This window comes from Spiribacter halobius, from assembly GCF_020883455.1.
GTDB classification, from domain to species: Bacteria; Pseudomonadota; Gammaproteobacteria; order Nitrococcales; family Nitrococcaceae; genus Sediminicurvatus; species Sediminicurvatus halobius.
This window is the reverse complement of record NZ_CP086615.1, coordinates 18,364-42,615: the sequence shown is the minus strand read 5'-3', so window position 1 is coordinate 42,615 and position 24,252 is coordinate 18,364. Positions and strand designations below refer to the sequence as shown.

Annotated in this window: 19 protein-coding genes; 12 read left to right on the top strand and 7 right to left on the bottom strand. The window is 70.7% G+C overall.

Annotated features, from left to right (window positions below; translation table 11 throughout):
- Positions 1-86: 86 nt before the first annotated feature.
- From xerC to lptM, 6 genes are read right to left on the bottom strand one after another with little or no spacing between them, the layout of a single operon-like run.
- Positions 87-1,004 carry a tyrosine recombinase XerC gene (gene xerC, locus LMH63_RS00165; protein WP_109678373.1) on the bottom strand — a complete coding sequence of 306 codons (918 nt, stop codon included), beginning with the start codon at positions 1,002-1,004 and terminating at the stop codon, positions 87-89.
- Between the two features lie 7 nt (positions 1,005-1,011).
- Positions 1,012-1,710 carry a DUF484 family protein gene (locus LMH63_RS00160; RefSeq protein ID WP_158280355.1) on the bottom strand — a complete coding sequence of 233 codons (699 nt, stop codon included), beginning with the start codon at positions 1,708-1,710 and terminating at the stop codon, positions 1,012-1,014.
- Positions 1,711-1,741: 31 nt separating this feature from the next.
- The gene (gene dapF, locus LMH63_RS00155) at positions 1,742-2,575 is read right to left on the bottom strand and encodes a diaminopimelate epimerase (protein ID WP_109678369.1); all 834 of its coding nucleotides are present in this window, start codon (positions 2,573-2,575) and stop codon (positions 1,742-1,744) included.
- 30 nt (positions 2,576-2,605) lie between these two features.
- On the bottom strand, positions 2,606-2,788 hold the full coding sequence (locus LMH63_RS00150) for a hypothetical protein (RefSeq protein ID WP_146205201.1): 183 nt from the start codon (positions 2,786-2,788) through the stop codon (positions 2,606-2,608).
- A 5-nt stretch (positions 2,789-2,793) separates the two neighbouring features.
- Positions 2,794-4,032 (bottom strand): diaminopimelate decarboxylase, encoded by a 1,239-nt coding sequence (gene lysA / locus LMH63_RS00145; protein WP_109678365.1) that lies wholly within the window; start codon positions 4,030-4,032, stop codon positions 2,794-2,796.
- Positions 4,029-4,142, bottom strand: coding sequence for an LPS translocon maturation chaperone LptM (lptM, locus tag LMH63_RS00140; RefSeq protein ID WP_109678363.1), 114 nt, complete (start codon positions 4,140-4,142; stop codon positions 4,029-4,031). The genes lysA and lptM overlap by 4 nt, the downstream gene beginning before the upstream one ends.
- Positions 4,143-4,374: 232 nt before the next feature.
- Here lptM and LMH63_RS00135 point away from each other — a divergent pair, with 232 nt between their 5' ends.
- Entirely contained in the window at positions 4,375-5,058 is a 684-nt protein-coding gene (locus LMH63_RS00135) for an alpha/beta hydrolase (RefSeq protein WP_109678361.1), read from the top strand.
- 511 nt (positions 5,059-5,569) lie between these two features.
- On the opposite strand, the gene argH is transcribed toward LMH63_RS00135, so the two are convergent.
- Complete coding sequence (argH, locus tag LMH63_RS00130; protein ID WP_109678359.1) at positions 5,570-6,976, bottom strand: argininosuccinate lyase; 1,407 nt, start codon at positions 6,974-6,976, stop codon at positions 5,570-5,572.
- Positions 6,977-7,515: 539 nt separating this feature from the next.
- On the opposite strand from argH, the gene LMH63_RS00125 reads away from it, so the two are divergent.
- The 11 genes from LMH63_RS00125 (at position 7,516) to LMH63_RS00075 (ending at position 24,250) form a co-directional block, all read left to right on the top strand.
- Positions 7,516-8,202 (top strand): tetratricopeptide repeat protein, encoded by a 687-nt coding sequence (locus tag LMH63_RS00125; RefSeq protein WP_158280354.1) that lies wholly within the window; start codon positions 7,516-7,518, stop codon positions 8,200-8,202.
- A 70-nt stretch (positions 8,203-8,272) separates the two neighbouring features.
- Entirely contained in the window at positions 8,273-14,578 is a 6,306-nt protein-coding gene (locus tag LMH63_RS00120; protein ID WP_146205200.1) for a calcium-binding protein, read from the top strand.
- A 15-nt stretch (positions 14,579-14,593) separates the two neighbouring features.
- Positions 14,594-15,055 (top strand): GNAT family N-acetyltransferase, encoded by a 462-nt coding sequence (locus tag LMH63_RS00115; protein ID WP_109678353.1) that lies wholly within the window; start codon positions 14,594-14,596, stop codon positions 15,053-15,055.
- 27 nt (positions 15,056-15,082) lie between these two features.
- Positions 15,083-15,640: a toxin-activating lysine-acyltransferase gene (locus tag LMH63_RS00110; RefSeq protein WP_109678351.1), complete on the top strand. Its 558-nt coding sequence runs from the start codon at positions 15,083-15,085 to the stop codon at positions 15,638-15,640.
- 1 nt (position 15,641) lies between these two features.
- Positions 15,642-17,810 carry a peptidase domain-containing ABC transporter gene (locus LMH63_RS00105; RefSeq protein WP_109678349.1) on the top strand — a complete coding sequence of 723 codons (2,169 nt, stop codon included), beginning with the start codon at positions 15,642-15,644 and terminating at the stop codon, positions 17,808-17,810.
- The gene (locus LMH63_RS00100) at positions 17,794-19,158 is read left to right on the top strand and encodes an HlyD family type I secretion periplasmic adaptor subunit (protein WP_109678347.1); all 1,365 of its coding nucleotides are present in this window, start codon (positions 17,794-17,796) and stop codon (positions 19,156-19,158) included. Before LMH63_RS00105 ends, LMH63_RS00100 begins: the two co-directional genes overlap by 17 nt.
- 358 nt (positions 19,159-19,516) lie before the next feature.
- Complete coding sequence (locus LMH63_RS00095) at positions 19,517-20,566, top strand: sensor histidine kinase (RefSeq protein WP_229332674.1); 1,050 nt, start codon at positions 19,517-19,519, stop codon at positions 20,564-20,566.
- Positions 20,547-21,287 carry a LytR/AlgR family response regulator transcription factor gene (locus tag LMH63_RS00090; RefSeq protein ID WP_109678345.1) on the top strand — a complete coding sequence of 247 codons (741 nt, stop codon included), beginning with the start codon at positions 20,547-20,549 and terminating at the stop codon, positions 21,285-21,287. Before LMH63_RS00095 ends, LMH63_RS00090 begins: the two co-directional genes overlap by 20 nt.
- A gap of 127 nt (positions 21,288-21,414) precedes the next feature.
- Positions 21,415-22,335, top strand: coding sequence for a hydroxymethylbilane synthase (gene hemC, locus LMH63_RS00085; RefSeq protein WP_109678343.1), 921 nt, complete (start codon positions 21,415-21,417; stop codon positions 22,333-22,335).
- Positions 22,332-23,063: a uroporphyrinogen-III synthase gene (locus LMH63_RS00080; RefSeq protein WP_109678341.1), complete on the top strand. Its 732-nt coding sequence runs from the start codon at positions 22,332-22,334 to the stop codon at positions 23,061-23,063. Before hemC ends, LMH63_RS00080 begins: the two co-directional genes overlap by 4 nt.
- Positions 23,060-24,250, top strand: a complete 1,191-nt coding sequence (locus LMH63_RS00075; RefSeq protein ID WP_109678339.1) for a uroporphyrinogen-III C-methyltransferase — start codon at positions 23,060-23,062, stop codon at positions 24,248-24,250. Before LMH63_RS00080 ends, LMH63_RS00075 begins: the two co-directional genes overlap by 4 nt.
- Positions 24,251-24,252: the final 2 nt, after the last annotated feature.

The window sequence follows — 24,252 nt, the reverse complement described above, 5'->3', positions numbered from 1 at the left end:
GACGTGGAGGCATCGCCAGCCGACCCCCCTGTTCCCTGCTCCTGCCGCTTGCCACTTGTTACTTGTTACTTGTTACTTGTTACTTGTTACTTGTTTTTCAACCGCGCCCTCGGATGGGCCCGGTCATAGACCTCCGCCAGGTGCTGGAAGTCGAGGTGCGTGTAGATCTGCGTGGTGCCGATGTCGGCGTGGCCGAGCAGCTCCTGGACCGCGCGCAGGTCACCGCTCGACTCCAGCAGATGCGTGGCGAAGGCATGGCGCAGCATGTGCGGGTGCACGGGTCGATCCAGCCCGCGGCGGCGGGCAAGGGCCGTGAGGCGCTGCTGGATGGCACGATGGGAGAGCCGGCCACCGCGGCGGCTGACGAACAGTGCCGGCTGCTCGACGCCGGCCAGCCCGTGCCGGTGATGCAGCCAGACCTGCAGCGCCGCGCGCGCGTGCCGGCCCACCGGCACCACCCGGGTGCGCGCACCCTTGCCCAGCACCCGCAGCTCCGCCGACCCCCCGGCCACGTCCGCCACGTCCAGCGCGGCCACCTCGGCGAGACGCAGCCCGGAACCGTAGACCAGCTCGAACAGGGCCCGGTCGCGACAGGCGAGGGAATCGTCACGCTCCGCCGGGGCGGCGTCCAGCAGCCGTGCGGTCTCGTCGACATCCAGCGTGGCCGGCAGCCGCCGCCGCACCCGTGGGGCACGCACCTCGGCGGCCGGGTCGTGGCCGGCCAGCCCTTCGCGCAGCAGGTAGCGATAGAGGCTGCGCACGGCGGACAGCCCGCGCTGCAGCGAGCGGGGGGAGAGGCCCTGGCGGTGGCGCGCGGCGAGCCAGCTGCGCACCTCGCCGCTGGTGACCTCACGCCAGGCGCCGATGCCGGTCCCCCGGCAGGCCGCGGCGAAGCTCTCGAGGTCGCGCCGGTAATGGCGCGCGGTGAGGGGCGAGAGCCGGCGCTCGTCGCGCAGATGGGCGAGGAAGCGCGTGATGCCGTCGGCGAGGGCGTCCGCGCTCACGGGCGCGCTACCGGGGCATCGCCTGGCGCAGCACCCGGGCCGCCACGGCGCCGAGGCGCTCGAGGAACACGGTGCCGTGATCCGCGCAGTAGCGCTCCGGATCGCGGCTGCCAATGGCGATCAGGCCGCGCAGCGGCGGCTCGTCCAGCGGCACCACCGCCGCCGAGCGCAGACCCTCGGCATGGTCGCCGAAGACGAGGTCCAGCGACTCGCGGTCGAGCCGGCCCACCCGCGGCCGCGCGTCCGGAAACGCCTCCCACAGCCGCAGCGCCGCGGGATCGTCCGCGGCCAGCACCGGCACGTCCACCGCCGGCAGGCCGCTGCCCACCAGCACCACCTGCACCACATCGGCGCGGAAGTCGTGGCGCAGCCCGTCGCGCAGCGTCACCAGCACGCGCTCCAGCCCATCCGCCGCCAGCAGCTCCAGGGTAAAGCGGTGCAGCTGGTCGGCCAGGCGGTCGTTGTCCCGCGCCACGCGCAGCAGCTCGTCGAGCCGGCCGCGCAGCTGCGACGCCTCCTCGCTCAGCACCGCCACCTGGCGCTCGATCAGCGAGACCGCCGGGGAGACGTCGTGGGGGATGTCCAGCGCCGCGAGCACGTCGCGCCGCCGGCGGAGGAAGTCCGGGTGCGCCAGGAGATACTCGGCGACGGCGTTGTCGTCGCTCACCGGCCCCTCGGGGCGCTGTTCCGGCTGCTGTGTGCTCATGCCCATACCGTGCGATGCGCCCGTGCGCCGTTCAGATCGAGATCACCCCGTCGAAGACCGTGACCGCCGGGCCTGTCATCCAGACCGGCTCGCCCCGTCCGGACCAGTGTATCACCAGCCGCCCGCCGGGCAGGTCGACGGCTACGGAGTCGTCCAGCCAGCCGCGCAGGCGCCCCGCCACCACCGCGGCACAGGCCCCGGTCCCGCAGGCCAGGGTCTCGCCCACGCCCCGCTCGAACACCCGCAGGCGGATGTGTCCGCGATCCACCACCTGCATGAAGCCGGCGTTCACCCGGCGCGGGAAGTCCGGATGCGACTCGATGCTGGGCCCGAGCTGGGCCACCGGGGCGCGGTCCACGTCCTCCACGGCGAGCACGGCGTGAGGGTTGCCCATGGACACGGCCGCGATCTCCAGCATCGTGCCGTCGACCCGCAGCGCATAGCTCGTCGCCTCCGCCGGCGCCTGGAAGGGAATGCGGGCCGGATCGAGGATGGGCGGCCCCATGTCCACGGTCACCGGACCGTCGCTGCACACCCGCACCACGGCGCGGCCCTCGCCGGTCTGCAGGGTCAGCTCGCGGCGCTCGGTCAGCCCCCGCTCGAGGAGGAAGCGCGCCAGGCAGCGCACGCCGTTGCCGCAGTGCTCCACCTCGCCGCCGTCGGCGTTGAAGATGCGGTAGCGGAAGTCGGCGTCGGGCGCGGTGGCCGGCTCGACCACCAGCACCTGATCGCAGCCGACGCCGAGGCGCCGGTCGGCCAGGTGGCGGATCTGCTCCGGCGCCAGGGCGAGCCGGCGCGTGACCCCGTCCAGGACGACGAAGTCGTTGCCAAGGCCCTGCATCTTGGTGAAGGCGAGCCGCTCCATCCAGGCCTCCCAAGTGTCCCTCGAGGGACACTAAAGCACGCGCACGCTGATCCAGATCATCGCCGCCGTGCCCAGCACGAACAGCACCAGCGCCTGCCGCCGGCTCAGGCGCCGGCCGCCGCGACGCCCCGCGTAGCGGCTGAGGGTGCCGCTCAGCTGCAGCACGAAGAACGCCAGCACTGGCAGCAGCACCACCCACAGGCTGACGTCCATCGCCGTCACCCCGGGATGCGCTCCCCGCGCCAGAGATCCTCCCAGGACTCCCGCGCCCGCACCAGCTCCGCCCGTCCGCCGTCCACCAGCACCTCGGCTGCCCGCCGGCGGGCGTTGTACTGCGAGCTCATCACGAATCCGTAGGCCCCGGCACTGCGCACGGCGAGCACGTCCCCCGGGGCAATGGCGAGCTCACGCCCGCGGCCGAGGAAGTCCGCGCTCTCGCAGACCGGGCCGACGACGTCGTAGCAACGGCTGCGGCCGCGCCGCTCGCGCACCGGCTCGATGGCCTGCCAGGCGTCATAGAGGGCGGGGCGGAGCAGGTCGTTCATGCCCGCGTCCACGATGGCGAAGTCGCGATGGTCGTGCTTGAGGTATTCCACTCGCGTGAGCAGAACGCCGGCGTCGCCCACCAGGGCCCGGCCTGGCTCCAGGAGCAGCCGCTGCGGCCGTCCGGCCAGAGCGGGCGCTAGCGCCTCCGCCAGCGCCGCGGGGGCCGGTGGATCCTCGTCGCGGTAGCGGATGCCGAGCCCGCCGCCGACGTCGATGTGGGCGAGCGGAATGCCCGCAGCCGCCAGCCGATCTACCAGGCCCAGGGTCCGCTCCAGGGCCTCCGCCAACGGCGCGATCCGGGTGAGCTGCGAGCCGATATGGAAGTCCACCCCGGTGACCCGAATGCCGGGCAGCGTCACCGCCTCCCGGTACACCGCCTCGGCACGGGCGATGTCGATGCCGAATTTGTTCTCCCTGAGCCCGGTGGAGATGTAGGGATGGGTCTCGGCGTCCACGTCCGGGTTGACCCGCAGCGACACCGGCGCCCGCTGCCCCAGCCGCCGTGCCACCGCATCCAGGCGATGCAGCTCGCCCTCGGACTCGACGTTGAAGGCGAGGATACCCACCTCCAGCGCCCGCGCCATCTCCGCCTCGCCCTTGCCGACCCCGGAGAACACGGTGCGCGCCGGGTCGCCGCCGGCGGCCAGCACCCGCTCCAGCTCGCCCTGGGAGACGATGTCGAAGCCGCTGCCGAGCCGCGCCAGCGTCGCCAGCACGGCCAGATTGCCGTTCGCCTTCACCGCGTAGCAGATCAGATGCTCGCGCTCGGCGAAGGCCGCGGCGTAGGCCTGCCAGGCCGACTCAATGGCCGCCCGCGAGTAGACATACAGCGGCGTGCCGAAGCGCGCAGCGAGATCCTCGAGCGGCACGTCCTCGGCATATAGTCGCCCGTCCCGGCGCTCGAAACTCATTCAGCCGTCTCCTCGGTATCCTCGGGGGGCAGGTAGAGATCCCCCTTCACGCCACACCCCGCCATCAGTGACGCAGCGAGCAGGGCAGCGACAAGGCTCCGCACCAGCATGGCGGTCTCCCGGCGGCGAAAATGCGCCAGTATAACGGGGCTGAAGGCCTCAGCCACGCCGCGCTGCAGAGTTCCGTCACGGGCAGTCACACGAACACTCTGACCTCCGCCGCGGACAAGCCACGTCGGCACGGAGGCACGGGTTGGCGCGGCAGCGGGCGCGCATCGCCTCGCCATGATGGGTACCCTGAACGATCAGCCCTGCACCGAATGCCAACCCAGGGAGGCACCCATGAGCGATTCGCTGCTCGAGACCGTGGAGGTCGGCCCGGCCGACGCCAGCGCGAGCGTCATCTGGCTGCACGGCCTCGGCGCCGACGGCCACGACTTCGAGCCCATCGTCCCGGAGCTTCAGCTGCCCGCTGGAGCGGCCGTGCGCTTCGTCTTCCCCCACGCCCCCGTGCGCCCGGTGACGCTCAACGGCGGCATGGCCATGCGCGCCTGGTACGACATCATCGGCCTCGACCGGCAGGCGCGTCAGGACGAGGCCGGCCTCGCGGAGGCGGCCGGACACGCCCGGGCGCTGATCGCCCGCGAGGGCGAGCGCGGGGTGCCGGCGGAGCGCGTGGTGCTGGCGGGATTCTCCCAGGGCGGCGCGGTGGCGCTGCACACCGGGCTGCGTCATCCGGAACGCCTCGCCGGCATCATGGGCCTCTCCACCTACCTGCCGTTGCCGGCCCGCCTCGCCGACGAGGCGAGCGACGCCAATCGCCGCACGCCGGTCTTCCTCGCCCACGGCGAGTACGACCCGGTCCTCGCCTTCGAGCTCGGCACCAGCACCCGCAACACGCTCGAGGATGCCGGCTACGACGTGGAGTGGCACCAGTACCCGATGCAGCACCAGGTCTGCCTGGAAGAGATCCAGGCCCTCGGCCAGTGGCTGCGCCGGGCCCTGGCGCTGCAGCCGGGGGATTAACCGCGAAGGCGCAGAGGACGCAAAGGACGCAAAGGAAAGCGACAGCCGGGAAAAGCCTGCACGTCCATGAGCCGGCATTCCTGGCTCCGCAAGCCTCCGTGATTACGGATAGTGCTCAGCCAAGCTTGCGGGGCGCGCAGGCACGCGGCCGCGAGCGGGGTTAAAGCAATACCGGGAATGGCGCCTGTATCGCCTTCCGTGGGCGGTGATGCCGGAACGGTGGCTGAGGCAGGCGCGCAATCAGTAACGCCTTTGGCGCTTTGCGTCCCCTTTCGCGTCCTTCGCGTCTTGGCGGTCAATCCCCAACGAACCGGCGTCCCGGAGGCGCGCCCTAGCCCGCCTATCTCACCGATTCGCGAAGCGAGGGCGTGGAGATGGCGGGCAGGACAAGGCGCGCGAGAGCCCGGGCGCGCAGGCGTACTCGACAGTACGTCGAGCACCCGGGCCGAGCGCAACGCCGGCCTGCCCGCCAGATCCGCGCCCGCAGCCGCGAATCGGTGAGATAGGCGGGCTAGGAACTGTCGCCAGCCAGGCGCTCGCGGGCGGCGGCGACCTGGGCGCGCACCTGGGCCGGCGCCGTGCCCCCGAGGTGGTCGCGGGCAGCCACCGAGCCCTCCAGGGTGAGCACCTGGAAGACGTCTTCGCCGATGGCCTCGGAGAAGCCGCGAAGCTCCTCCAGGCTCATCTCGGCCAGGTCCCGCCCATGCGCCACACCGTGGCGGACGGCACGGCCGACGATCTCGTGGGCGTCGCGGAAGGCCACACCCTGGCGCACCAGGTAGTCGGCCAGGTCGGTTGCGGTGGCAAAGCCCCGACGCGCCGCCTCACGGGCGTTGTCGCGCTTGACCGTGAGGGCCGGCACCATGTCGGCGAAGGCGCGCAGGCTGTCGCGCAGTGCGTCGGCGGCGTCGAACAGCGGCTCCTTGTCCTCCTGGTTGTCGCGGTTGTAGGCCAGCGGCTGGCCCTTCATCAGGGTCAGCAAGGTGTGCAGCGCGCCGTGCGCCCTCGCGGCCTTGCCGCGCACCAGCTCGGCGACATCCGGGTTCTTCTTCTGCGGCATGATCGAGCTGCCGGTGCAGAACCGGTCCGGCAGGTCGATGAAGTCGAACATGGGTGAGGTCCAGAGCACCAGCTCCTCGGCCATGCGCGAGAGATGGGTCATGGTCAGCGCCGCGGCGCTGGCGAATTCGATGGCGAAGTCCCGATCCGACACGGCGTCCAGCGAGTTGCGGGTGGGCTCGCGGAAGCCGAGCTCGCGGGCAGTGCGCTCGCGGTCCACCGGGAAGGTGGTCCCGGCCAGCGCCGCGCTGCCGAGGGGGCAGACGTCGAGCCGCTCGCGGGCGTCGCGGAAGCGGCCCTCGTCGCGCACCAGCATCTCGTACCAGGCGAGCATGTGATGGCCGAAGGTCACCGGCTGCGCCACCTGCAGGTGGGTGAAGCCGGGCATGATGCTGTCCGCCTCGCGCTCGGCCAGGTCCACCAGCCCGTGCTGGAACCGGCGCAGCAGCGCGATGGCCTCGTCGGTGGCCGCCCGCAGCCACAGGCGCACGTCGGTGGCGATCTGATCGTTGCGGGAGCGCGCCGTGTGCAGGCGCTTGCCGGCCTCACCGATGCGCGCGGTCAGACGCGCCTCGATGTTCATGTGCACGTCCTCGAGCCCCGGATCCCAGGGGAACTCGCCGCGCTCGATCTCCCCGGCGATGGCGTCGAGCCCTTCAACGATGGCCCGGGTATCGGCATCGCTCAGCACCCCCACCGCGTTCAGCATCCGCGCGTGCGCCTGGGAGCCACGGATGTCCTCGCGATAGAGCCGGCGGTCGTAGTGCTCGGAGGCGGTAAAGGCCTCGACGAAGGCGTCCGTGGCCTCCGTGAATCGGCCGGTCCAAAGCTGCCCGGAGGCGGAGTCTCGATCGGTCATGGCGCAGTTCCTGGGCGCGGGTTTGTGGGCGCGGGAGTATATCAGGGCGCCCATGGCTGAATGCGGGTGCGGAATAGTGCACCGGTCACAATTGACCTCTTGCCCGGCTTACCCGATGGGGTTAACGTTCTATTAGCCGTTTGCACACGGAGGTGCTCATGGATAGGCCACCCCACTCCCGGGCGACTGTGGTCCGCAGCGAGCCTCGGATCCGTGGTCCCGGTGCTAACACGCAAATCGGCGCAAAGCTGCTCGGTTCACAGTGGGCAGGGCCGCGTGCGCATCGGTTCTCAACGGCCTCCGTGCAGACCCAGCGGGCAGACACTACGCCGCCCCGCATTTCCGGCTTCGCCAGACCGCGCCCCATAGCTACATCGCGACTTCGCGCGATCGCCACCAGGGTTGTCTCCACTGCAGGCCAGCCATTACGGCTAGCTTTGCTTGTCCTCGGACTCGCCTGTGCGCCACTCGCGGCCGCGGCACCGCTCGAGGAGGCAATCGCCGCCTACGAGGCCGGTGACTATGAGCAGGCGATCCCCATGCTGCAGGAAGCAGCCGAGAGTGGCGATGCAAGCGCCATGTACTGGTTGGGACAGGCTTATGACTACGGTCATGGTGTCCCTACCGATCCTGACCGCGCACTCGACCTCTATTGGGACGCTGCTGAACAGGGACTGCCCGAGGCCCAAGCAGCGATTGCTTACTCCTTCGATGAAGGGATTGGGTTACCGCTCGATGACGCGGAAGCGATTCGTTGGTATCGCAAGGCGGCTGAAGGCGGAGAGGTACCGTCCCAGCGCGCCCTGGGGCTGATGTATGCCGCGGGCGAGGGGGTAGAGCGGGACTTTGAGGAGGCGGCACGATGGTATCGCCGGGCGGCCGAGAACGGCGATGCCGTGGCCGCTCGCCTCATGGCCGAGATCCACTACCGCGGATCCGGCCCCTTTGCCATCGACCATGAGCGTGCCGCCGAGTGGTTTTATCGCGCTGCCCGCCAGGGTGAGGCCCGCGCGCAGTACGGACTCTACGTGCTCTACGGTCAGGGCCTTGGCGTCCCGCACGACGAGATGACCGCCTACACCTGGGCGCTCTTCGCTGCCCGCCAGGGCAGCGAGTGGGGGCGGAAGGCCTGGGAAGGTGCGGACTGGTTCCTCAATGAACACCAGCAGCGCGATATCGAGCGGCGCGTGGAAGCCGGTGTCATGCCGAGCCTCACCAACGATTGACGGGCCGCGCATCACCTTGCACGCCGGATCTAAGCGTGACCAGCGCCGAGAGCCATGGAAGGGTTGAATCATGAGCAGAGATCACGTCGGCCGGCCGCCGCAGCCCCCTTACCCCGGTAGCGCAGGAGCCACCAGCGGCAACGATCTGACCGGTAGGGTCGTTCACTCGGCGAATCAAGTGATTCCGGTCCTTAGCGTTGACCATGAAGGAATGCCCGGGATTTCTGTGTCTTTTCCGGGTGTGGTCGGGATTTCACTGCATACTGATTTCTCAATTCTTAAGACATCCATTGATTTCATGCCGTCGCCGGTTGGTAGCGCTGGCGAGGTGACCAATAGCGCGAACCTGTTCTGGCGGGGGGACGGTACTGTACTCGCGGAAAGCGGTACCTACCGAGTTGAGCGCATTGATGGCAACGTGGAATCAAGGGACACGGACGGGCGAATCACCTCGGAAGACTATGTAAGGCTGAGGGCGACCAACGAGAACGGGCAGACAATCAATCTGGACGGGCTGATCAGCGAGGGGTTCGGCGGCACGGCTGATGTCGTGATCGGAGCGAACGGGGTGGGCCGCCTGGACGCCTATGATGTCGTTGAGCGCTCGACCGTGCTTGATGACCTCTCGGCGCTATTGGGCGGTGAAGCGGGCGAGGTGAACGCCAAGGTGGTCTCCGGTCTGCGGGGGGAGGACGGCACGTTCGTCCGGGTGACGGCTTTTCCGGAAGCGGCTGGTCCCGCGATCGGCGGGCACCCGGTGGAGGACATCCTGCTCGGCGAGTCGGGGCCGGCCGGGACCCGGATCTGGTATCACGAATCCGGTCGAAGAGTTCAGGTACCCGAGCCAGACATGTCGCCGTGGTCAAACAATGGCGCCTTCCGCCCGGCCGCGGTAAGCGAGTTTGATCGCCCTGAGCACGATGTTGACGAAAAGCCTGAGAAGCGGCCAAGCGCTGCCGGGGGGGCCGCGGCACCGGGGGGGCACTCCGAAGGCGCTGATACGCTCGCCCCGGGCCTCGGCAAGCACCCGGCCGGTGCGGCGCACAGCAGCGCGGCGCTTCGCGAACCGAACGCTGATAACTCCAATGGCGCCGAGGACAGCGCACCCCAGGCCCCGGATGCCGAGACCGACAGGGCGGCGCCTCCGCTCACGGGAAACCTTCTCCTCGGGGCCGGCGGCCTGAGCCTGGGGCTGGTCCACGGCGACGCCGGCACGGGCCTCGACGGGCTTGCCCGCTTTGCGGAGCCGGTCAACGGCGGGCTCGGAGACGGTCTCCGTGTGGGCGCCGACCTTTTCCGCCTCGACCGCGCCCTCGACCTCGGCGACGATTGGAGGGCGGCCAGCTACGGCGTGGACCTCGCTGGCGACTCTGCCGCCTGGCTGGCCGACGGCACCGAATCCGCGTTCGCTGGGCAGCTGAAGGGCGCTGGCGACGCGCTCGGCGCGGTGGCTGGGCTGGCGAATCTGGACGAGGCGCTGGACGCCGGCAACTACGTATCGGTGGTGGACGGAATCGGCAACGCCGCCGGCTGGGCGGGTTCAGCGCTGGGGAATGCGGGGCTCGAGGCGTTCTCCGGAACGCTGCAGGAGTTCGTGCCCTACGCCGGGCTCTTCTCGAATATTGCCGAGGGCAATGGCTTCGGCGTCATCACCAGCGCCGTCGGCGCAGTGAATCCCGTCGCCGGCATGGTGCTCTCCGTGGCGGGGAGCGTGCTCGGCGGCCTGCTCGGGGATGACGACCCGCCGCCCCCGCCCGAGGCCTACGCAGCAATCGCCGTGGATGAAACCGGTCGCTACTACGTGGCCGATGCCGGCGACGCCTACGGCGGCAATGGCGGGGCCATGGCGGTGGCGGCACAGCAGGTGGCCAATGTCATGAATGCGGCCGTGGCGGCCACCGGCGGCCGCCTGCTGGCGCCGGAGGACATTCCGTCCGTGCGCATCGGCTATGACGGTGACGGCCTCTACGGCCCCGGTGGGCATGTGGATTCCCTGGACGAGGCACTTGGCCGTGTGGCGCAGCGCATGCTCGGCCAGGTGCCGATCGAGGGTGGGGAGGTCTACGCGAAGCGCGCCCTCTACGGCGAGCTCGCCGATGGCGGCGCCCTCGATCTGGACGCGCTCGAGTCGGCCTTGGCGGCCGGGAGGCGATTCAGCGCCGTTCAGAGGCAGCGCGCCGAGGTAGAAGCCCTGGCGGGCGATGTGGACGTCGCGGTGGAGCTCGAGGCGCTTGCTGACGGCGCCCGCAACGTGGACGAGCTGTCGGCCGAGGCGCAGCGGCTGCTCGCGGCGACGGAGGTTGAGAGCGCGGCGCAGGCACTGGCTCTGGGGCGACCCCACCGCTTCGACCACGCCTCGCGGCTGACGGACGCGCTGGAGCGGGCGGGCGTGGACCTCGACGGTGTCGCGGTGACTGACCTGGTGATGGCGATCGATCACGGCCGCCTGGTGGCAGCGGTTGCAGATCCGGACCGCCCGGAAGCCGCCGTGGGCGGGCTGCCCCATGCGGCCATCGACTGGTATGCAGCGGATCGTGGAGCGGCAACGCTCCATCTGCCCGATGGCGGCGACTGGAACCTCGCCGATCTCGTGGCGCGGCTCGGGCTCGCGGACGGGGCGGGCACGCGCGCCGTCGCGGACGCTTTTCCGGGCGGTGCAGCCGTCGGTACCGACGGCGATGACGTTCTCTCCGCTGGATCCTCTGGAGATGAGCTGATCGGCATGGCCGGCGATGACCGGCTGCGCGGTGGCGCGGGCGCCGATCGTCTCGCCGGCGGCGCCGGAGCCGATGTCCTGGACGGCGGCGCCGGGCAGGATACGGTCGTCTACACCCGAAGCGACGATGGCGTGCACGTGGATCTCGCTACGGGCGCTGCCCGGGGCGGCGACGCCTGGGGCGATCGCCTCCACGGCATCGAAAACGTCGAGGGGAGCCGCCATTCCGACGTTCTGCAGGGAAGCATGGACGATAACCGCCTCGCGACCGGCGCCGGGGATGACCACGCCCATGGCGCCGCGGGGCATGACACCCTCCTTGGCGAGGCCGGTGAGGACCTGCTCGCCGGCGGCACCGGCGATGACCGAATCGCAGGCGGTCATGGTAATGACCACCTTTACGGCGAATCCGGTGATGACGCGCTCCTGGGTGGTTCCGGTGACGACGTGCTCATCGGCGGCGGTGGCAGCAATATCATCGCGGGTGGCGGCGGCCAGGATACCGCCGCCTACGCCGGGGACTTTGGCGATTACCGCGTGACCCTGGCCGGGGAAGGCGAGGCCAGCGTGGTCGGGCCGGCGGGCACGGAAGACCGTCTCTCCGGCGTCGAGCGGCTACGCTTTAACGACCGCATTCTGCAACTTCAGTCGGATGGCAACTGGACATCCGTCCCGTCCGCGGCACGCCGCCTTGGCGGGCGGCCGGCAGAGAGCAGTGTCGGCTGGGGCGAGGCAGCCGCGCTCGGGATCTTGGCCAGTTTCGCCCTGCAGCGTCCGGCAACGGCCTCCGGTCGGGACTGGCGTCCAGAGTCGCCGTCGGACCAGGGTGCGGGGCCGCCGGCGGCCCCGAAGACGATTCAGCAGCCGCCAGCAGCAGCTGAGCCGGGAGCGGCGATCGGGGAGAACATCCGCGGCAAGCCATCGCATGCCGCGGACGCTCCCAGTAACGGCAGTGATGGTGCGCCCGGAGCATCCCTTCCTGGCGTTGCGATCATCCCACCCGCCGACCCAGCCCAGCGGGAAACCACCGCCGCCGGTGACAGTGAACGGCCGCCAGCGATAGCCGGCCTGGCCCCCGAACTGCGATCCGCTGAGGGCACCGCTCCGCGGGAAGAGCGGCAGCCTCACGCCGTCGAGGACCCCGAGCCGCTTCCGCCCGACGTGCTGCGCTGGGAGGGGACGAACGGCGACGATGTAATTCGCGGCAGTGACATTCGCGACATCATGCTCGGCCGGGGAGGCGACGACCGCCTCTACGGCCGCAAGGCAGACGATCGTCTGGAAGGCGGCCCGGGCGCGGACTGGCTCGAGGGCGGCAGCGGTGCGGATACCCTGCGCGGCGGGGCGGGTGACGACTGGCTGCGGGGTGGTACCGGATCGGACACTCTCCGCGGCGGCGGGGGCGACGACATTCTCTCCGGCGGTGGCGGCGACGACACGCTGGCTGGCGGACCGGGCGCCGACGTCCTGTCGGGCGGCGCCGGGGATGACCGGCTGGTGGTCGATGCCGACGATGACGCCGAGCTGGTCGAGGGCGGCAGCGGCACGGACACCGTGATCCTCGACGGCGTGTGGCGTGGGGATGTGCGGGGCTTCCAGGGCGTGGAACGGATCCAGGGCGGCGCCGGCGACGATGAGGTCACCGCCAGCACGCGTTTCCTGCACGTCGACCTGGGTGACGGTCAGGACAGTCTGGCGCTCCCAGGCCTCAGCGTCTTTGCCGCTGCGCTCCGCTTCGGGCCGGAGTCGGGCAGCGCCGTGGTCGAGGACGCGGAAGGCGCGAAACTCGCCGTGACGGCCGAGACGCTGGTGCTTGACGAGGGTGAGGTGCATCTCGACGGCCGCAACAACGACCCGTTCACCCGGGACGACCGGCTCACGGGCGAGGAGGATGCGTGGTTGCGGTTCGACCCGCAGCGCCTCGCCGCGAACGACCTCGACCTCGATGCCGGCGATGCGACTCGCGTTGCCGCCGTGGGAGGAGTCGACATCGCGCTGACCCGCGCGCTCGACCACCGCTACTGGGATCCGGACTACGCCGAGGCGCAAGCGAACGCACTGGCTGCCGATGGCGGCTCGTGGCGGGTTAGGCGCGGCGGACCCGGGGACGACGAGCTTGCCGCGGGTGACGGGCGCGAGCTCTTCCTCGGCGCAGGCGGCGAGCGCGACACCGTCGTGCTCGACGGCCGCCGCGAGGACTATCGGCTCGAGGCGGCCGGAGACCGCGTCGAGGTTACCCGGCTCGACAGCGGCGCCACAGACCGTCTGTACGGCATTCAGGGCCTGCGCTTCACGGACGGCTCCGTATTCGTCGGTGAGGCGGACGTGCGCCGCGGCGTGCTCGAAGTCACCGGAGACGGCGCGCGCTTCCGGGGAGACCGTGACTGGTTCGGGGAGACGAGCATTCGCTACTCGGCAGCGGATGGTCATGGCGGACGCGCTGCAGGCCAGCTGCATGTGGACCTCGCGCCCGTCAACGACAGCCCCTCCCTGTATCGGGAGGTCGACTACGACGGGAACTACCGCCACGTCACGGTGCGGTCCCCGGCCTGGGACCGGGAACATAACCAGGCAGAGGCGGGATACTTCACCGCCGAAGGGTCTGGTCGCCTGCTCGGCATCGACGTCGAGGACACAGGCGGCGGCCTCGACCTGTCCGGCGAACTGCACTACGAGCTCGCGTCCCAGCCGGCCTTCGGCGAGGTGAGCGTGGCCTCCGACGGGCGCTTCAGCTATCGGCTAAATCAGGGCGACGACGCAGGCCGCTGGGTTGCGCAGGAGTACACCTACATCGACCGCGATGGCGGCGATACGCGCACCGGGACCGCGACCCGTTGGGTCTGGCAGCCCCCCGAGGACCCGGTGCCCGCCGGCGAGAAGCACCGGGTTGAGACCGTGCGCTTCGACGTTCGGGTTACGGACTCACAGGGGGGCACCGCCGAGAGCACGGTAACGATAGAGAACAGCCCTCCACGCGGAGGCGGCAAGAAGCCCCTGGCGCTGGACCTCGATGGCGACGGCCTGGAGTTTACGGACATTGACGACTCTGGGATCGAGGCCGACATCAACGGCGACGGCTGGCTCGAGCGAATGGCCTGGATCGGAGCGGACGACGCCCTGCTGACCCTGGACCGGGACGGCGACGGCCGCGTCTCCGGATTCGAAGAGATCAGCTTCGTCGACGACCACCCTAGGGCGCGCACCGACATGGAGGGGCTGGCGCTGGCATTCGACACCGATGGCGACGGCGATCTCGACCGCGACGACGCCGCCTGGGATCGCTTCGCCCTCTGGCAGGATGGCGATGGCGACGGCATCGAGGACCCTGGCGAGCGGATCGAGCTGGCGCACGCCGGTATTCGGCGAATCGGCGTGATATCGGACGGCGAAGCCGAGCGCCTGGGCGATGTCACGGTGTTCGGCCGCAGCCGCTTCCAGACGGCCGACGGCGATGGTGGCGTCGTGGGGGACGTGGCCTTCCACTATGCCGGGAAGGCGCCGACGACGACCGCCGATGAGCTCTCGGCGGTTGCCGTTCTGCGGGCCGCGCAGGCGGCGGCCGCCACCTCTTCCCGGGAGGCGCCCCCGCCGCCCGTCGCCGAGGGCGTCGTAGTGGCAGACGAACCCTTGGCGGACCAACCGCTTCAGCTCGTCGGTTAGGAGCCTCGGGGAGCCATGCAGGTGCGCGCAGCGCAGCTGGCCGATGCGCCGGCGATTGAAGCCCTCGCCGAGCGAATGTTCTCGCTCGGCCGATTTCGCGGCATTGCACTCAATCGGGACAAGGTCCGGGCGGTTATCCGTTACGCCATTCCCGCTTCCGACTACATGCTGGCGGTTGCGGAAAGCGACAACGGCGAGCTGGCCGGCCTGCACCTGGCCCAGGTCACCGCCTACTACTTTTCCGATCAATACATGGCCGAGTCCGTAGCCTATTTTGTTCTGCCGCACTTCCGTGGCAGCTCGGCCGCGCTGCGGCTTCTCGCCTACTTCTGGCGCTGGGCGGAGCAGCGAGGCGCGCGCGAGGCGGTGCTGGGCACTGGACCGTCCCAGGGCACGACGCTGGCTCGAATGGATCGCTTCCTGCGGCGGGCCGGCATGTCACAGATCGGCGGCCTCTATACAAGGCCGCTCGGCTGAGTACCCAGGATCTCAAGGGAGTGAGGCATGGAAGAGGAATCCCCGGCAGGACGCGGCGACCACAGCCGATCCGACCCTGAATCCACCAAAGAGCAGGCCCGGGACGCGGAGGCTTCCGCGGAGCCGCCGCGGGTGGCGGCAGTACTCGGCGAGATCGGCTGGCTTCTCTCCCAGTCTCCGACCCACCGGCACGCGCTGTTTCTCGCGGACCTGGAATGGCTGGTTGTGCCCGCGGTGAGCCACGGACAGTTTCGCGTCTACCGGTCCGGTGGCCAGCCCGTGGGCGCTGCGCTCTGGGCCTTCGTCTCCAAGAACGTAGGCCGCCGTCTGGAGGGCGGCGGGCGCATCGCCGCCGGCGAGTGGCGCAGCGGCGAACGCCCGTGGCTGGTGGAGCTCATCGCACCATTCGGGCAGGCGGAGACCATGCTGGGCGAGCTCCGCAGCACTGTTCTGGCGGGGCGGCGCCTGAGCTTCTCACGCCTGCGCGGCGACGGCCGGCGAGAGACAGTCACTCTGGATCCCGAATCCGCCGCTTCCAGCGATACGCCGGCAGTTCAGGAAGCGCATCAAAAGGCAGGAAGCTGACATGGATGTCACCGACAACCCCGAGGTCGCCGACCCCGGGCTGACCGCTCTGCTGGTTCTGCTCGGTCTGCTGCAGCGCCCCACCACCGCGGAGACGATCCGCCGGCGCACGGGCATCATTTCCGGCTTCGGGCCGGATGAGCTCCTGGACGCGGCGCAGGAACAGGGTCTCGCCGTGGAGCGCGTCCATCTGAACGCGCGCGAGCTGACCAGGGTCGGCTTGCCCGCCCTCGTGCTGCCGGGCGACGGCAGGGTGCTCGTGTGGAACGCAGACGCGCCGGAGCCGTGGCTCATGGATCCGGCTGCTCCGGAGGAGCGCGTTGCACCGGAACGGTTGGCCACGCGGCGCATGCCGGTGCTGCTGGTCCGCTCGGACTCGGAAGCGCGCGCGAGAGAGCGCCGTCGCTTCGGGCTGAGCACGTTGCTTGCCGAGCTGGGCCGCTACCGCGGCATGCTGGGCCATGTGCTCGCCGCTTCTCTGATGCTGCAGCTCTTCGCGCTGGCCACCCCCCTGTTCACGATGGTCATCATCGACAAGGTGCTGACCACCGGCGCCCTCTCCACGCTCGACGTCCTCATTCTCGGGCTCGCCGCCGTCGCCCTGTTCGATCTCGCCATAGGCCTGCTCCGCAGCATTCTGCTGGCGGATGTCGCCAATCGGGTGGACGTGCTGCTGAGTGCCCGATTCTTCCGCCATCTACTGGATTTGCCGCTCGCCTACTTCGCGCGCCAGCGCACCGGGGACGTCGTTGCCCGTGTCCGGGAGCTCGAGTCTGTGCGGCAGTTCCTCACCGGCTCCGGGCTGACCGCCTTGGTCGATTTCTGCTTCGCGCTGCTCTTTCTCGGGGTCATGGCGCTGTTCAGCGTGCCGTTGACGATGGTCGTTGCGGCCGCGATGGCCGGCCTTCTGCTGCTGTACGGCCTCTGTGCGCCGGTGCTCCGCCGGCGGCTGGAGAGCCGTATCGTCGAGCAGACCGAGACGCAGTCGTTTCTGACGGAGGCTGTCGCCGGGGTCGAGACGGTGAAGGGGCTCGGTCTGGAGCCGCAACGCGCCCGCGAGTGGGAGTCGCAAACCGTGGCTCAAAGCAACGCCGCCAGGGACGCGGACCAACTGGCCTCAGGACTCAACCAGGTCGCCCAGTTCATCAGCAAAGGCACCATTGCCCTCACCCTGTGGCTCGGCGCACGAGCGGTGATCGACGGTGGGCTCACAGCCGGCGGACTGATTGCATTCAACATGATGGTCGGTCGTGTCATGGCACCGGCAATGCGCCTCGCACAGCTGTTCCAGCAGCTGGGACAGACGCGCGTTGCCGTGCGACGCCTTGCGGACATCCTCGATCGGCCAACCGAGCCGCATCCGGCCTCGGCAACGGAGCTGCCCCCGCCGCGGGGTGCGGTACGCTTCGAAGACGTCAGTTTTCGCTACGGCCCGGATGCGCCTGAAGTCATCCGATCTGTGTCACTGGAGGCAAAGCCAGGCGAGGTCATCGGCATCGTGGGCCAGTCAGGTGCGGGCAAGACGTCGCTGCTGAGGCTGATCCAGCGGCTCTACGTGCCTACCGCCGGCCGCATCCTGCTCGATGGCGTAAACACCGCGCGTATGGACCCGCGCTGGCTGCGACGGCATGTCGCCGCTGTTACTCAGGACGGCGTGCTGTTCAACGCCAGCGTGCGGGCCAATATCGCCGCAGCGCACCCGGCACTGCCCATGGAGAAGGTCGAGCAGGCTGCCGAGCTCGCGGCAGCCGACCGCTTCGTCCGTGCGCTACCTCAGGCCTACGACACGGTGGTGGGCGAGCGCGGCGTCGAGCTGTCCGCCGGCCAGCGCCAGCGCGTGGCCCTCGCCCGAGCCCTCGCCGCCGATCCGCGGATCCTGCTGCTCGACGAACCCACCAGTGCACTCGATGCCATTGCGGAGCAGCGTATTCAGTCGAACCTGCGGGCCATTGTCGGCGGGCGGACGGTCTTTCTGGTGGCCCATCGACTCTCCACGCTGCGCATATGCGACCGCGTCCTGGTACTGGAAGACGGGCAACTCGTCGAGTCCGGGCCGCCATCGGCCCTGATTCGGGCCGGCGGACCCTTTGCCCGGCTGCGCGCAGCGCAGCTGGGTGAGCCCCAGGCGCGACCCTCATCCGGGGAGGTGCGGCATGCGCTGGCCCCGTAGACCGCACGGCACGAAACACTGCGGATCCGAATCGGCGGCGCTCGCCCGCGCCAAGCCCGGCGTGCGGGCCGTGACCGAGGCGCCATCGCCAGGCGCGGCGCGCGGGCTGCTGGCGGTGCTGCTGGCCTTCCTTATGGCGCTTCTGGTCTGGGCCACCTTTGCCCGCATCGAGGTCGTCGCTTTCGCGCAGGGCGAGACGGTAGTGAGCTCCAGGGTCCAGCCAGTTGCGTCGATGGAAAGAGCCACCGTCGCCGCGGTCCTGGTTCGTAACGGGGATCGCGTGCGCGCCGGGCAGCCAACCATACGGCTGGCCAGCCAGGCCGCTGAAGCCCGGGTAAACTCTCTGCGTGCCCGCCTGCAGAGCGCGCGCGGCGCTCACGCTCGTGTCCGAGCATTGCTGGCGTCCGGGCGCGAGGCGCCGCCCGAGCTCGACGCCACGGTGGCCTTGCCGGCCCCCACGCTTCGGATGGCCCGCCACCGGGCCCAGGCGCAGTGGCAGGCCCACCGGGCGGAGCTGGAAGAGCTCGAACAGGCCCTGACCAACGCGCGCGCCGACCATGCCACCGCGCTGGCACGGATGCAGGCCACCGAACGGCTGCTGCCCTTTCTGGAGCGCCGCGCCGAGCGGCAGCACCAGCTCCATCGCCGAGGCATCGAGCCGGTAAACCGGGTGGAGGAGGCCGAAAGCCTGCTCGCCGAGCACCGGGGCAAGCTGGAAGTGCAACGGCGCGAAGCCAGGAGCGCCGCTGGCCGGATGGCGCTGTCGGCGCGGCGGCGCGAAGCGGTTGTCAACGCCTACAGCGCAGAGCTACTGGCCGAGCAGGCGCGGCTCACGGATCGCATCGCAGAACTCCGCCAGGAGCTTGCCGAGGCGGAAGAGCGGCTCGATCAACGCACACTGCGTGCCCCGATGGCCGGCGTCGTGCAGGATCTCGCGGTAACCGGCCCGGGGCGCGTGGTGGAGCCGGCGGAGGTGTTGCTGAACGTGGTACCTGCGGATCATCCGATAGAAGTGGCGGCACGGATCCTCGACCGCGATATTGCGCTGGCCCGTGCTGGGCAGGCTGTAGATGTCAAGCTGTCCGCCTTCGATTACACCCGGTACGGGTCCATTCCGGGCGTCATCGAGAAGATTGCGCCACGCGCGACCCAGGACGGCCAGGGCGGCCGTTACTACGAGGCGACGGTTACGCTCGAGCGCGCGTGGGTGGAGATTGACCAGGAGCGCATTCCGATCCGCCCTGGCCTCGGTGCAACCGTGGACGTGCAACTCGGCAGCCGCCGCGTGATCGAATACTTCCTCGCCCCAGTGCTGCGATACCGGGAACAGGCGCTGCGGGAGCAATGACCTCGGAGCGTAGCCCGCTTGGCCCGGAAACGCCCGCAGGGCAACCATGGTGTAAGCAAATGCTTACTCCTCCTGTCGCCGTTCGCGGACAGACAACCCACCAGCCCAGCGGTCAGGCTGTAGGTCGGCTGTAAAGCTATGGTCCGCCGCCGCACGGCGCGGGCTCCGGGGGTGGCTTGCGGGCAATGCCGGTCGCAGGGGACGCTGCTCGCGCGCTCAGGACGAGCGCGGCAGGCCCGCGAGCCACCCCCGGAGCCCGTGGCGCGGCATCCAAGCGGGCACGAGGTTGTGAACCGGTCGGCTTCCCGTCGGTGCCGCCGCGGCCCATGCTGTGCGCACTTCGGCATTAGGGGCATCCGTGAAGGGCAGCGAGGACCAGGGCTTCCTCCCCGATTTCTGCGCCATCCGCAGCGTGTTCGCCGTGGTCATCATGGGCGAGCTGCTGGTGTTCGTGCTCGTGCTGGCGCGTACCGGCGGCTGGAGCTGGGAGGCGCTGTCGCTGCTCTCGCTGTACGTGCAGTGGATCGGACTCGTGAGCGCCGCCGTGCTCTGCCTGCTGCGGCGCCGGCTGCTCGGGCTCGGCGCCCGGCGCGGCGCGCTGGCGAGCTACGCGCTTGTCCTTATCGTCGCCGCGCTGGCGGCGGCCATCGCCCAGTGGCTGCTGCCGCCGGCGGTGCTGCCGGCCGGCGGCGGCTCGGCATTCCTCGCCCGCACCTTCGCCATTACGGCCATCGTCGCCGCCGTGGCGCTGCGCTATCTCTATCTGCAGCACCAGTGGCGGGCGCGCATGCAGGCCGCCGCCGAGGCCCGCATCGACGCCCTGCAGGCGCGCATCCGCCCGCACTTCCTGTTCAACAGCCTGAACACCATCGCCTCGGCCATCGGTGTGGATCCGCGCCTCGCCGAGCGGCTGGTGGAGGATCTGGCGGATCTCTTCCGCGCCAGCCTGACGCGGGACGAGCGTCGGCTGGTGCCGCTGGCCGAGGAGCTCGCCCTGGTCGACGGCTACCTGCGCATGGAGCATCAGCGGCTCGGCGAGCGCCTGGACGTCGCCTGGCGCCTGGATGGCCTGCCCCGCGGGGCCCTCATCCCGCCGCTGACGCTGCAGCCGCTGCTGGAGAACGCTGTGTACTACGGTATCGAGCCGCGCGAGGAGGGCGGCACCATCACGCTCACCGGCGGTGTCAGCGGCGACCAGCTGCTGGTGGAGGTGCGCAATCCGGCCCCGAGCATGCCGCGCCGGCGCAGTGCCGGCTTCGGCATGGCCCAGGCCAACGTTCGCGAGCGTCTGCTGCTGGCCTTCGGCGAACGCGCCCGACTGGAGGTCAGCACCGCGGATGGCGTCTATCATGTGACGGTGCGAGTCCCGTATCGGCGAGGCCCTGTCGATGAAGATACTCATCGTTGACGACGAAGCCCCTGCCCGGCACCGGCTCGCCACCCTGGTGCAGGCGGCGGGCGAGCACGAGGTGGTGGGCGAGGCCACCGGCGGGCGTGAGGCCCTCGAGTGCTGCGAGCGCCAGGAGCCGGATGTCGTGCTGCTCGACATCCGCATGCCGGGAATGGATGGCCTCGAGGCCGCCACCCGCATCAGCCAGCTGAACCGCCCCCCGGCGGTGATCTTCGTGACCGCCTTCGGCGACCACGCCCTGCAGGCCTTCGAGACCGCGGCCATCGACTACCTGCTGAAGCCGGTGCGTCTGGAGCGGCTGAATCGCGCCCTGGACCGGGCACGGCGGCTGAACCGGGCCCAGCTCGAGGCACTGCAGGCCCCGGAGGCGGAGGGCTGCCGCGAGCACATCCTCTGCCGGCGGCGCACCGGTCTCGAGCTCATCCCGGTGGGTGGCATCCGCTACTTCCTGGCCGATCAGAAGTACGTCACCGTTCAGCACGCCGACGGCGAGGACCTCATCGAGGACTCGCTGAAGAAGCTCGAGCAGGAGTTCGGCAACCGCTTCGTGCGCATCCACCGCAAGGCGCTGGTCGCCCGGGACCGCCTGATCGGCCTCGAGCGCGGCGACAACGGCCGCACCTACGCGGTGCTCGACGGCACCGAAGACCGCCTCGAGGTCAGCCGCCGCCATTTGCCGCGGGTGCGCGGGCTGCTCCGGGAGGTGGGGGTCGTCTGAGCGCTGCCGCGCTCAGAGTGACAAGTTGCAAGTTCAAAGTATCAAGTAAGAAGATGCGCCGAGTCGCCTTCCCGCTTGTCCCTTGAAACTTGCCACTTGCCACTCTGGGAGCGAAGCGAGCCAACCGATGCGTGAACGAATACGAATCGCTACCCGCCGCAGCCCCCTCGCCCTCTGGCAGGCGGAGCATGTCGCAGCGCGGTTGCGGCAGGCGCATGACGGGCTCGAGGTGGAGCTGGTCGGGATGACCACCCGCGGGGACCAGATCCTCGACCGGCCGCTGGCGGCTGTCGGTGGCAAGGCGCTGTTCGTCAAGGAGCTGGAGCGTGGGCTGCTGGAGGACGCGGCCGACATCGCCGTGCACTCGATGAAGGACGTCCCTGCCACCGTGCCCCGTGAGTTCCGGCTGCCGGTGATCCTCGACCGCGAGGACCCGTGCGATGCCTTCGTCTCGGTGCACTACGACGACATCACCAGCCTGCCCGAGGGCGCCCGGGTGGGGACCGCTAGCCTGCGCCGCGAATGCCAGCTGCGGGCCCGACGCCCGGACCTCGAGGTCGGCTCGCTCCGCGGCAACGTCCAGACCCGGCTCGGCAAGCTCGAGGCGGGGGAGTTCGACGCCATCGTGCTGGCCGCCTCCGGCCTGCGCCGGCTCGGCATGGGCGAGCGCATTACCCGCGTGATGAGTGCCGAGGAGAGCCTGCCCGCGGTGGGCCAGGGCGCGCTCGGCATCGAGTGCCGGGCGGATGACGAAGACGTCCAGGCCCTGATCGCGGGGCTGGACGACGCCGACAGCCACGATCGCGTCGCCGCGGAGCGCGCGGTCAACGCCCGTCTCGAGGGCAGCTGCCATGTGCCGCTTGCCGCCTACGCCGTGCTGGAAGGGGACCAGCTCTGGCTGCGTGCCCTGGTGGCGAGCCGCGACGGCCGCCAGGTGCTGACCGCAGAGGGGCGCGCGCCGCGGCAGGAAGGGCCGGCGCTCGGCAACCACCTCGCCGAGGAGCTGCTGGGGCGCGGTGCCGGGGCACTGCTGGCGGAGGCGGGTTGAGCAGACCCCTGGCGGGCTGCCATGTCGTCGTGACCCGCCCCGAGGGGCAGCAGGCCGGGCTCTGCCGCGAGCTCGAGACACTGGGCGCGCGGGTCACGCCATTTCCCACGGTGGCCTTCGAGTCGCTGGCCCCGGGCACGGTCCCCGCCGCGGACTGGGCCGTGTTCACCAGCCCCAACGCCGTCCGCTACGGTCTGCCGTGGCTGGCGAGACTGCCCTCGCGGGTGGCGGCGGTCGGCCCGGGCACGGCTGCCGCGCTGGCGGCGGCAGGCTGTCCGGTCACCGTTGCCCCCGCCCGCGGGGGCGGTGCCGACGACCTGCTGGCCGAGCCCGGGTTCGCGCCGGCGCCAGGCGAGACCGTGCTTGTGCTGCGCGGCGAGGGCGGCCGGCGGCGACTGCAGGCGGCGCTCGCCGCGCGCGGCGTCCGCGTGGGCGAGGCGGTGGTCTATCGGCGGGTGCTGCCGCCGGCCCCGGCGGCGCCGGACTGGCAGGATCGGGAACGGGCGTTCACAATCGTGACCAGTGTGACGGGACTCGAGAACCTCCTGCGGCTGACCGACGAGGGGGCCCGCCCGCTGCTGATGGCGAGCCGGGTGGTCGCGGTGAGCGCGCGCGTGGCGGCCGCCGCGCGCGCCGCGGGGTTCTCCGAGCCCGTGCTGGCGGAAGGTGCGGACGACGCGGCCGTGGTGGCCGCCGTGGTCGGCGCCGCCACAGGGAGTGAGCGATGAGCGAGAAGAACGACGGCAGGCCAGGCCAGGACACTCCGCCTTCCGGGGAAAGCTCCGCCGACCAGCGCGCTCCCGAAGGCACCGAGGAGACCGCGGGGCCGCCGGTGCCGCCGCCCGCGCCGGAGCCCGAGGCCGAGGCTTCCGAGCCGCCGCGCGGCATCGTCGCCGCCCTGGCGCTGGTGCTGGTACTGCTGCTCCTGGTGCTCGGGGCCGGCGCCGCCTACTGGTTCCAGCAGCGCCTCCAGGCGCTGGAGGCGGGCCAGCAGGGCGTGGTCACCGAACAGACCCTGACCGAGCGCAGCGAGGCCCTGGAGCAGCGTATCGCGGAGCTCGGCGGCCGCGTCAGCAACCTCAGCGAGCGCCTGGACTCCCGCCTGCAGGGCATCGCCGAGCTGCGCGCCCGGGTGGACAGCGAGGCGGATGCCCGCACCGCCCTGGCGGACCGGGTGGACCAGCTCTTCCGGCGCATGGAGTCCTCGCGCAGCGACTGGCGCCACGCCGAGGCGGCCTATCTCGCCGGCATCGCCGACTACCGCGCGCGGCTGCTGGGCGACGTCGACGGCGCCCTCGAGGCGCTGGAGGCCGCGGATCAGCTCCTGGCCGGCCTCGGCGGGGAGGGGGTGGATGCCCGCCAGGGCGTCGCCGCCGCCATCGATCAGCTCCTGGAGGCCGAAGAGCCCGATCTCGGGCGCATCAGCGACGGGATCAGCGCCGTCAGTCAGCAGCTCTCGGACCTGCCCCTTGCCGCCGACGTCGACCGCTTCGCCCCCACCCCGGACGCGGCGGACGAGGCCGCCGGCGAGGGCGACGCGGCGGCAGCGGATGAAGGCTGGCGGGCGCGGCTGCGGCGGGCCTGGGAGGAGCTGCGTGAGGGGCTTTCAGGCCTGGTCACCGTCAGCCGGGACCGTCAGGTGCAGCCGCTGCCGAGCCCGGAGACCCGCTTCCTGCTGGAGCAGAACCTGAGCCTGCAGCTCGAGTCCGCCCGTCTGGCGGCGCTGCGGGGCAATCCGGAGCCGTACCGGGCGGCGCTGGAGCGGGTGGACCGCTGGGTCGAGGCCTATTTCGACACCGCGGACCCGGCCGTGGGCACCCTGCGCGAGCGCCTCGCGGAGCTTCGCGAGGCCAACGTGACGGCGGACATCCCGGATGTCCGCGATGCCCTGGCACCGGTGCGGAACTGGGAGTAGGG